The organism is Pseudomonas emilianonis (assembly GCF_023072625.1).
Classification (GTDB): Bacteria; Pseudomonadota; Gammaproteobacteria; order Pseudomonadales; family Pseudomonadaceae; genus Aquipseudomonas; species Aquipseudomonas paraveronii.
Genome location: NZ_JAKNRV010000304.1, coordinates 1 through 6,417 on the forward strand (window position 1 = coordinate 1; position 6,417 = coordinate 6,417).

The following is a 6,417-nucleotide window of genomic DNA, read 5'->3' on the forward strand; positions in this document are numbered from 1 at the left end:
TGATCTGCCTGGAGCCGCACGCCCTGGGCCTGGACGCGGCCGTCGTCGCGGTTGAACGCGCCTTGCCCGCGTCATCGATTGAGTCCTTCCAGCCCTTGGCGGTGGCGGTGGATGAGTGCCAGCGCTGGAACATTCGCCACGCCCTGGAACACTGCGCCGGCAATTGGGCGAGTGCTGCGCGCTTGCTAGGCGTGGACGCCAGCAACCTGCACAAGCTGGCGCGGCGCCTGAAGCTCAAGTAAGGGGATGCGGCAACGCGCCAGCCGTGCGTATTCGTCGCACCGCCTACTGGCCGGACTTGATTCTGGTCAAGGGCCACCCGCCATCATCGCCCCTACCATCCGTCCCATCTTCAGCCCGACGCCTCAAGGGACTCCATGACTCGCTCCGCGCGCTTGACACGCCACTGGCTGACTGTGCTGGTGGTGTTGCTCATCACCAGCTTCACCGCCCAGGCCCGGTCTTACGGCGACATCGAACAGCAGCGTATCGAACGCACCTTTCCCGCCCAGGATGCGGTCTCCGCACCGGACGGCCCGTTCAAGGTGCGCACCATTTCGACGGCGGGCAAGCCCATCGGCTACGTGTTCCAGAGCCTGGATGTGGTGGCGATCCCGGCGTATTCAGGCAAGCCGATCAACACCCAGGTGATCCTCGATACCGCCGGGGTGATCCGCGATGCCTACGTGCTGGAGCACCACGAGCCGATCCTGTTGATCGGTATTCCCGAGGTCAAGCTGCACGAATTCACCGCGCACTATTCCGGCGTCGATGTGCGCCAGCGCGTGGTGGTCGGACGTTCCAGCGACCCGAAGGCCGTAACGGTGGATGCGATTGCCGGTGCGACCGTGACCGCGATGGTGGTCAATGAAGTGGTGATGCGGGCGGCCCATGACGTGGCCGTGTGGCTCAAACTGATCGACGGCAAGGCCGCTACCGCGCAGAAAGTCGCGCTGATCCGCGCCGATCAATTTGCCCCCGCCACCTGGGCGCAATTGACCGGCAATGGCGCGATCCGCCGCCTGCTTTTGACCCGTGGCCAGGTCGACGCGGCCTTCAAGGACACCGCCGCCGAAGGCGCCGAGGCGGCGGACGAAACGTTCATCGAGCTTTATGTGGCTGACATCAACCCGCCGAGCATCGGCCGCAACCTGTTGGGCGAAGAACACTACCGCAGCTTGATGCAGGGGCTCAAACCCGGCGAACAGGCCATCGCCGTGTTCGGTCGTGGGCTGTTTTCGTTCAAGGGCTCGGGTTATGTGCGCGGCGGGATTTTCGACCGGGTGCAGTTGCGCCAGTTCGGCAACGTGATCAGCTTCCGTGACCTCGACCACCAACGCATCGACGACGTCTACGCCGAGGGCATACCGGCCTTCGACGAGATGTCGATATTCATCGTGCGTCCGCAGGCCGGCTTCGACCCGGGTTCGGCCTGGACCCTGGAACTGCTGGTGCGGCGCCAGACCGGTCCGGTCAGCGGCACGTTCAGCAGCTTCGAACTGCCTTACCAGATGCCCGAACAGTACCTGGAACGGCCGCTGCCCACCGCCGCCGAACAAGCCGCGCTGGATGAGGCCAGCCGCCCGCTGTGGTTGAGCATCTGGTACCAGAAACAGGTCCAGGTCATGGTGCTCGGCGTCGCGCTGCTGCTGCTCACCGCGATCCTGTTCCTGCAGGACAGCCTGGCCCGGCGCCCGCGTCTGCTGCACTGGCTGCGCCGGGGTTATCTGGTGTTTACCGTAGGGTTCATCGGCTGGTATGCGCTGGGGCAGTTGTCGGTGGTCAATGTGCTGACCTTCGTGCATGCGCTGGTGCAGGACTTCCGCTGGGAGCTGTTCCTCACCGACCCGCTGATCTTCATGCTCTGGGTCTTCACCGCCGCCAGCATCCTGCTCTGGGGGCGCGGGGTGTTCTGCGGCTGGCTGTGCCCGTTCGGGGCCTTGCAGGAACTGCTCAACGAAGCCGCGCGCCGCCTGAAGATCCGCCAGTTCGAATTGCCCTTCGCGGTGCATGAACGGCTGTGGGCGATCAAGTACCTGATCCTGCTGGTGCTGTTCGGCCTCTCGCTGGAATCGATGGCCACCGCGGAACGCTTTGCCGAAGTGGAACCGTTCAAGACCGCCATCACCCTCAAGTTCGACCGCCAGTGGTGGTTCGTGCTCTACGCCGTGGCGTTGCTGGTGATCAACCTGTTCACCCGCAAAGTCTACTGCCGCTACCTCTGTCCCCTCGGCGCCGCCCTGGCGATCCCGAGCAAGTTCCGCCTGTTCGACTGGCTCAAGCGTCGCCAGGAATGCGGCAACCCATGCCAACTGTGCGCCAAGGAATGCGAGATCCAGGCGATCCACCCGGACGGCCATATCAACGCCAACGAATGCCACTACTGCCTCGACTGCCAGATGACCTGGCACAACGAAAACAAGTGCCCGCCGCTGATCAACAAACGCAAGAAGCGCAACAAGGCGGCGCCCGTACAGATTCCCGTAGTGCAGATAAATCCCAACACTTGAAGGAGCAACCCATGAACGATACAGACGATAAACATGACGGCCTGACCCGGCGCAGTTTCCTCGGCACCGGTGCGGTGACCGGCGCTGTGCTGGCGGGTGCGTCGGCCCTCGGCGGCGCGGTGTTTACCCGTGAATCCTTCGCGGCGGCGGCCAAGGACGCCAAATCGAAAATCCATGTAGAACCCGGCCAGCTCGACGATTACTACGGTTTCTGGAGTGGCGGCCACCAGGGCGAAGTGCGGGTGCTGGGCATCCCGTCGATGCGCGAGCTGATGCGCATCCCGGTGTTCAACGTCGACTCGGCCACCGGCTGGGGCCTGACCAACGAGAGCAAGCGCATCCTCGGCGAGGGCGCCAAGTACCGCAACGGCGATTGCCACCACCCGCACTTGTCCACCACCGATGGCCGCTACGACGGCAAGTACCTGTTTATCAATGACAAGGCCAACAGCCGGGTGGCGCGCATCCGCCTGGACATCATGAAGTGCGACAAAATCCTCACTGTACCGAACGTCCAGGCCATCCACGGCCTGCGCCTGCAAAAGGTGCCCTACACCAAGTACGTGTTCTGCAACGCCGAGTTCATCATCCCGCACCCCAATGACGGCCACAGCTTCGACCTGCAGGATCGCAACGCCTTCACCATGTTCAATGCCATCGACGCCGAGAAAATGGAAATGGCGTTCCAGGTGATCGTCGACGGCAACCTCGACAACGCCGACATGGACTACACCGGCAAGTACGCGGCGGCCACTTGCTACAACTCGGAAAAGGCCACCGACCTGGCCGGCATGATGCGCAACGAGCGCGACTGGGTGGTGGTGTTCAACATCCCGCGCATCGAAGCGGCGATCAAGGCCGGCAAGTTCATCAGTGTGGACGGCGTCAAGGTGCCGGTGGTGGACGGGCGCAAATCCGAGGACGGCAAGGACAGCGAGTTCACCCGCTACATTCCGGTGCCGAAGAACCCCCACGGCTGCAACACTTCGCCGGATGGCAAGTACTTCATCGCCAACGGCAAGCTGTCGCCAACCTGCACCATCATCGCCATCGACAAACTCGACGACCTGTTCAGCGGCAAGATCCCTGACCCGCGCGGCGTGGTGGTCGGTGAGCCGGAACTGGGCCTGGGCCCGCTGCACACCACCTACGACGGGCGTGGCTTTGCCTACACCACGCTGTTCATCGACAGCCAGGTGGTCAAGTGGAACATCGCCGAGGCCATCCGCGCCTATGGCGGCGAGAAGGTCAACTACATCAAGCAGAAGCTCGATGTGCAGTACCAGCCGGGCCACAACCATGCGTCGCTGACCGAAACCCGTGACGCCGACGGCCAGTGGTTGGTGGTATTGAGCAAGTTCTCCAAGGACCGCTTCCTGCCCACCGGCCCGCTGCACCCGGAGAACGACCAGTTGATCGACATCTCCGGCGATGAAATGAAACTGGTCCACGACGGCCCGGCCTTCGCCGAACCCCACGACTGTGCGATGGCACGCCGCGACCAGATCAAGACCAAGAAAATCTGGGAACGCAACGATCCGTTCTTCGCCGAAACGGTGGCCATTGCCAAGAAGGACGGGATCAACCTGGAAACCGACAGCAAGGTCATCCGCGACGGCAACAAGGTGCGCGTGTACATGACCTCCATGGCCCCGGCCTACGGGCTTTCGGAGTTCACCGTCAAACAGGGCGATGAAGTCACCGTGACCATCACCAACATCGACATGATCGAAGACGTGACCCACGGCTTTGTCATGGTCAACCACGGCGTGAGCATGGAGATCAGCCCACAGCAGACCTCGTCGATCACGTTCATGGCCGACAAGCCGGGGCTGCATTGGTACTACTGCAGCTGGTTCTGCCATGCCCTGCACATGGAGATGGTCGGGCGGATGAAGGTCGAGCGCGCCTGACACAAGGACACAGCAGGACAAAGGTGGGAGGGGGCTTGCTCCCGATGGCGGTGAATCAGCCAAGGATGCATCAACTGATACACCCTCATCGGGAGCAAGCCCCCTCCCACATTTAGCCGCATTCAGTTTAAGGACATCACTGTGGCTCGATCACTCATCACCTTGATAGGGCTCGCACTGCTCTCGTTCGGGGTGAACGCTGGCGTGCGCCCCATCACCGACTTACCCCTGCAAGCCGACGGCCCCAACCACTGGCGCCTGCCGGCGGGCGAATACCGGGGCTCGTTCCGCATCGACCAACCGCTGCAATTGACCTGCGCCCCCGGCGCCATCTTCCAGGCCGAAGGGCAGGGCAACGGCCTGCTGATCAGCGCGCCGGATGTCAGCGTCCAAGGCTGCACGTTCCTCGATTGGGGCGACGACCTCACGGCCATGAACGCCGGTGTCTTCATCCAACCCCAGGCCCGCGGCACACAACTGCTGGGCAACCGCCTGCAAGGCCCGGGCTTTGGCATCTGGGTCGACGGCACCCAGGACGTGAGCCTGATCGGCAACCGCATCCAGGGCGATACCTCGGTACGCTCCCAGGACCGTGGCAACGGCATTCACCTGTACGCCGTACACGGTGCCCGCGTCATCGATAACCAGGTGCGTGACACCCGCGACGGCATCTACATCGACACCTCCAACGGCAACCTGCTGCAAGGCAACACCCTGGAAGACCTGCGCTATGGCATCCACTACATGTTCGCCAACGACAACCAGGTCCTGGGCAACACCACGCGCCGCACCCGCACCGGCTACGCCTTGATGCAAAGCCGCAAGCTGACGGTGATCGGCAATCGCTCCGAGCAGGACCAGAACTACGGCATCCTGATGAACTACATCACCTATTCGACCTTGCAGGACAACGTCGTCACGGATGTGCGCGACGGCTCCACCGGCGACACCATGATCGCCGGCGGCGAAGGCAAGGCGCTGTTCATCTACAACTCGCTGTTCAACCGCATCGAACACAACCGCTTCGCACGCAGCGCGGTGGGCATCCACCTCACCGCCGGCTCCGAAGACAACCGCATCGCCGGCAACGCCTTCATCGACAACCAGCGCCAGGTCAAATACGTCGCCAGCCGCTTGCAGGAATGGTCGGCGGACGGCCGGGGCAACTACTGGAGCGACTACCTCGGCTGGGACCGCAACGGCGATGGCCTGGGCGATGTGGCTTACGAGCCGAACGACAACGTCGACCGCCTGCTGTGGATGTACCCCCAGGTGCGGCTGTTGATGAACAGCCCCGGCATTGAGTTGCTGCGCTGGGTGCAACGTGCGTTTCCGGTGATGAAGTCGCCGGGAGTGATGGACAGCCACCCTCTGATGCAAGCCCCCACGCATAAGGAACCTGCATGATGAATGTCGTCGAGATCGAAGGCGTCAGCCAGCGCTACGGGCGTGCCACGGTGCTGCACGGCCTGAACCTGAGCCTGGCCCCCGGGGAAGTGCTGGGGTTGTTCGGGCACAACGGCGCGGGCAAGACCACCGCGATGAAACTGGTCCTTGGCTTGCTGCGCGCCAGCGCCGGCGAGGTGCGGGTGTTTGGCCGTGCGCCGAGTGATCCCCACGTGCGCCGCTGGCTCGGTTACCTGCCGGAAAACGTCACGTTCTACGCGCAGTTGAGCGGCGTCGAAACCCTGCGCCACTTTGCCCGGCTCAAGGGCGCGCCGATGCATCAGGTCGACAGCCTGCTGGACGACGTCGGCCTGACAGCGGCGGCGGGGCGGCGGGTCAAGACCTACTCCAAGGGCATGCGTCAGCGCCTCGGGCTGGCCCAGGCCTTGCTCGGCGAGCCACGCCTGTTGCTGCTCGACGAACCCACCGTGGGCCTCGATCCGTTCGCCACCCAGGACCTGTATCGCCTGCTCGACCGTCTGCGTGCGGCCGGCACCAGTACCATCCTGTGTTCCCATGTGCTGCCGGGCGTCGAGGCGCACATCAAC

5 protein-coding genes are annotated in these 6,417 nt (G+C 63.4%); all 5 read left to right on the forward strand.

Features of this window, described 5'->3' with window-relative positions; translation table 11 throughout:
* A partial coding sequence (locus tag L9Z73_RS23240) for a helix-turn-helix domain-containing protein (RefSeq protein WP_282598729.1) occupies positions 1-242 on the forward strand: 242 nt, incomplete at its 5' end.
* 135 nt (positions 243-377) lie between these two features.
* Positions 378-2,510, forward strand: coding sequence for a transcriptional regulator NosR (nosR, locus tag L9Z73_RS23245; protein ID WP_247406009.1), 2,133 nt, complete (start codon positions 378-380; stop codon positions 2,508-2,510).
* An 11-nt stretch (positions 2,511-2,521) separates the two neighbouring features.
* Positions 2,522-4,423, forward strand: a complete 1,902-nt coding sequence (nosZ, locus tag L9Z73_RS23250) for a TAT-dependent nitrous-oxide reductase (protein WP_247406011.1) — start codon at positions 2,522-2,524, stop codon at positions 4,421-4,423.
* A 141-nt stretch (positions 4,424-4,564) separates the two neighbouring features.
* Positions 4,565-5,830: a nitrous oxide reductase family maturation protein NosD gene (locus tag L9Z73_RS23255; RefSeq protein ID WP_430624310.1), complete on the forward strand. Its 1,266-nt coding sequence runs from the start codon at positions 4,565-4,567 to the stop codon at positions 5,828-5,830.
* Positions 5,830-6,417: ABC transporter ATP-binding protein (locus L9Z73_RS23260; protein ID WP_247406017.1), on the forward strand; the 588-nt coding region annotated here is incomplete at its 3' end. The genes L9Z73_RS23255 and L9Z73_RS23260, both read left to right, overlap by 1 nt.

Bases quoted from the DNA above. Each gene is read 5' to 3' on its own strand.
- nosR (WP_247406009.1), top strand. From the start codon at position 378: ATGACTCGCTCCGCGCGCTTGACACGCCACTGGCTGACTGTGCTGGTG.
- nosZ (WP_247406011.1), top strand. From the start codon at position 2,522: ATGAACGATACAGACGATAAACATGACGGCCTGACCCGGCGCAGTTTC.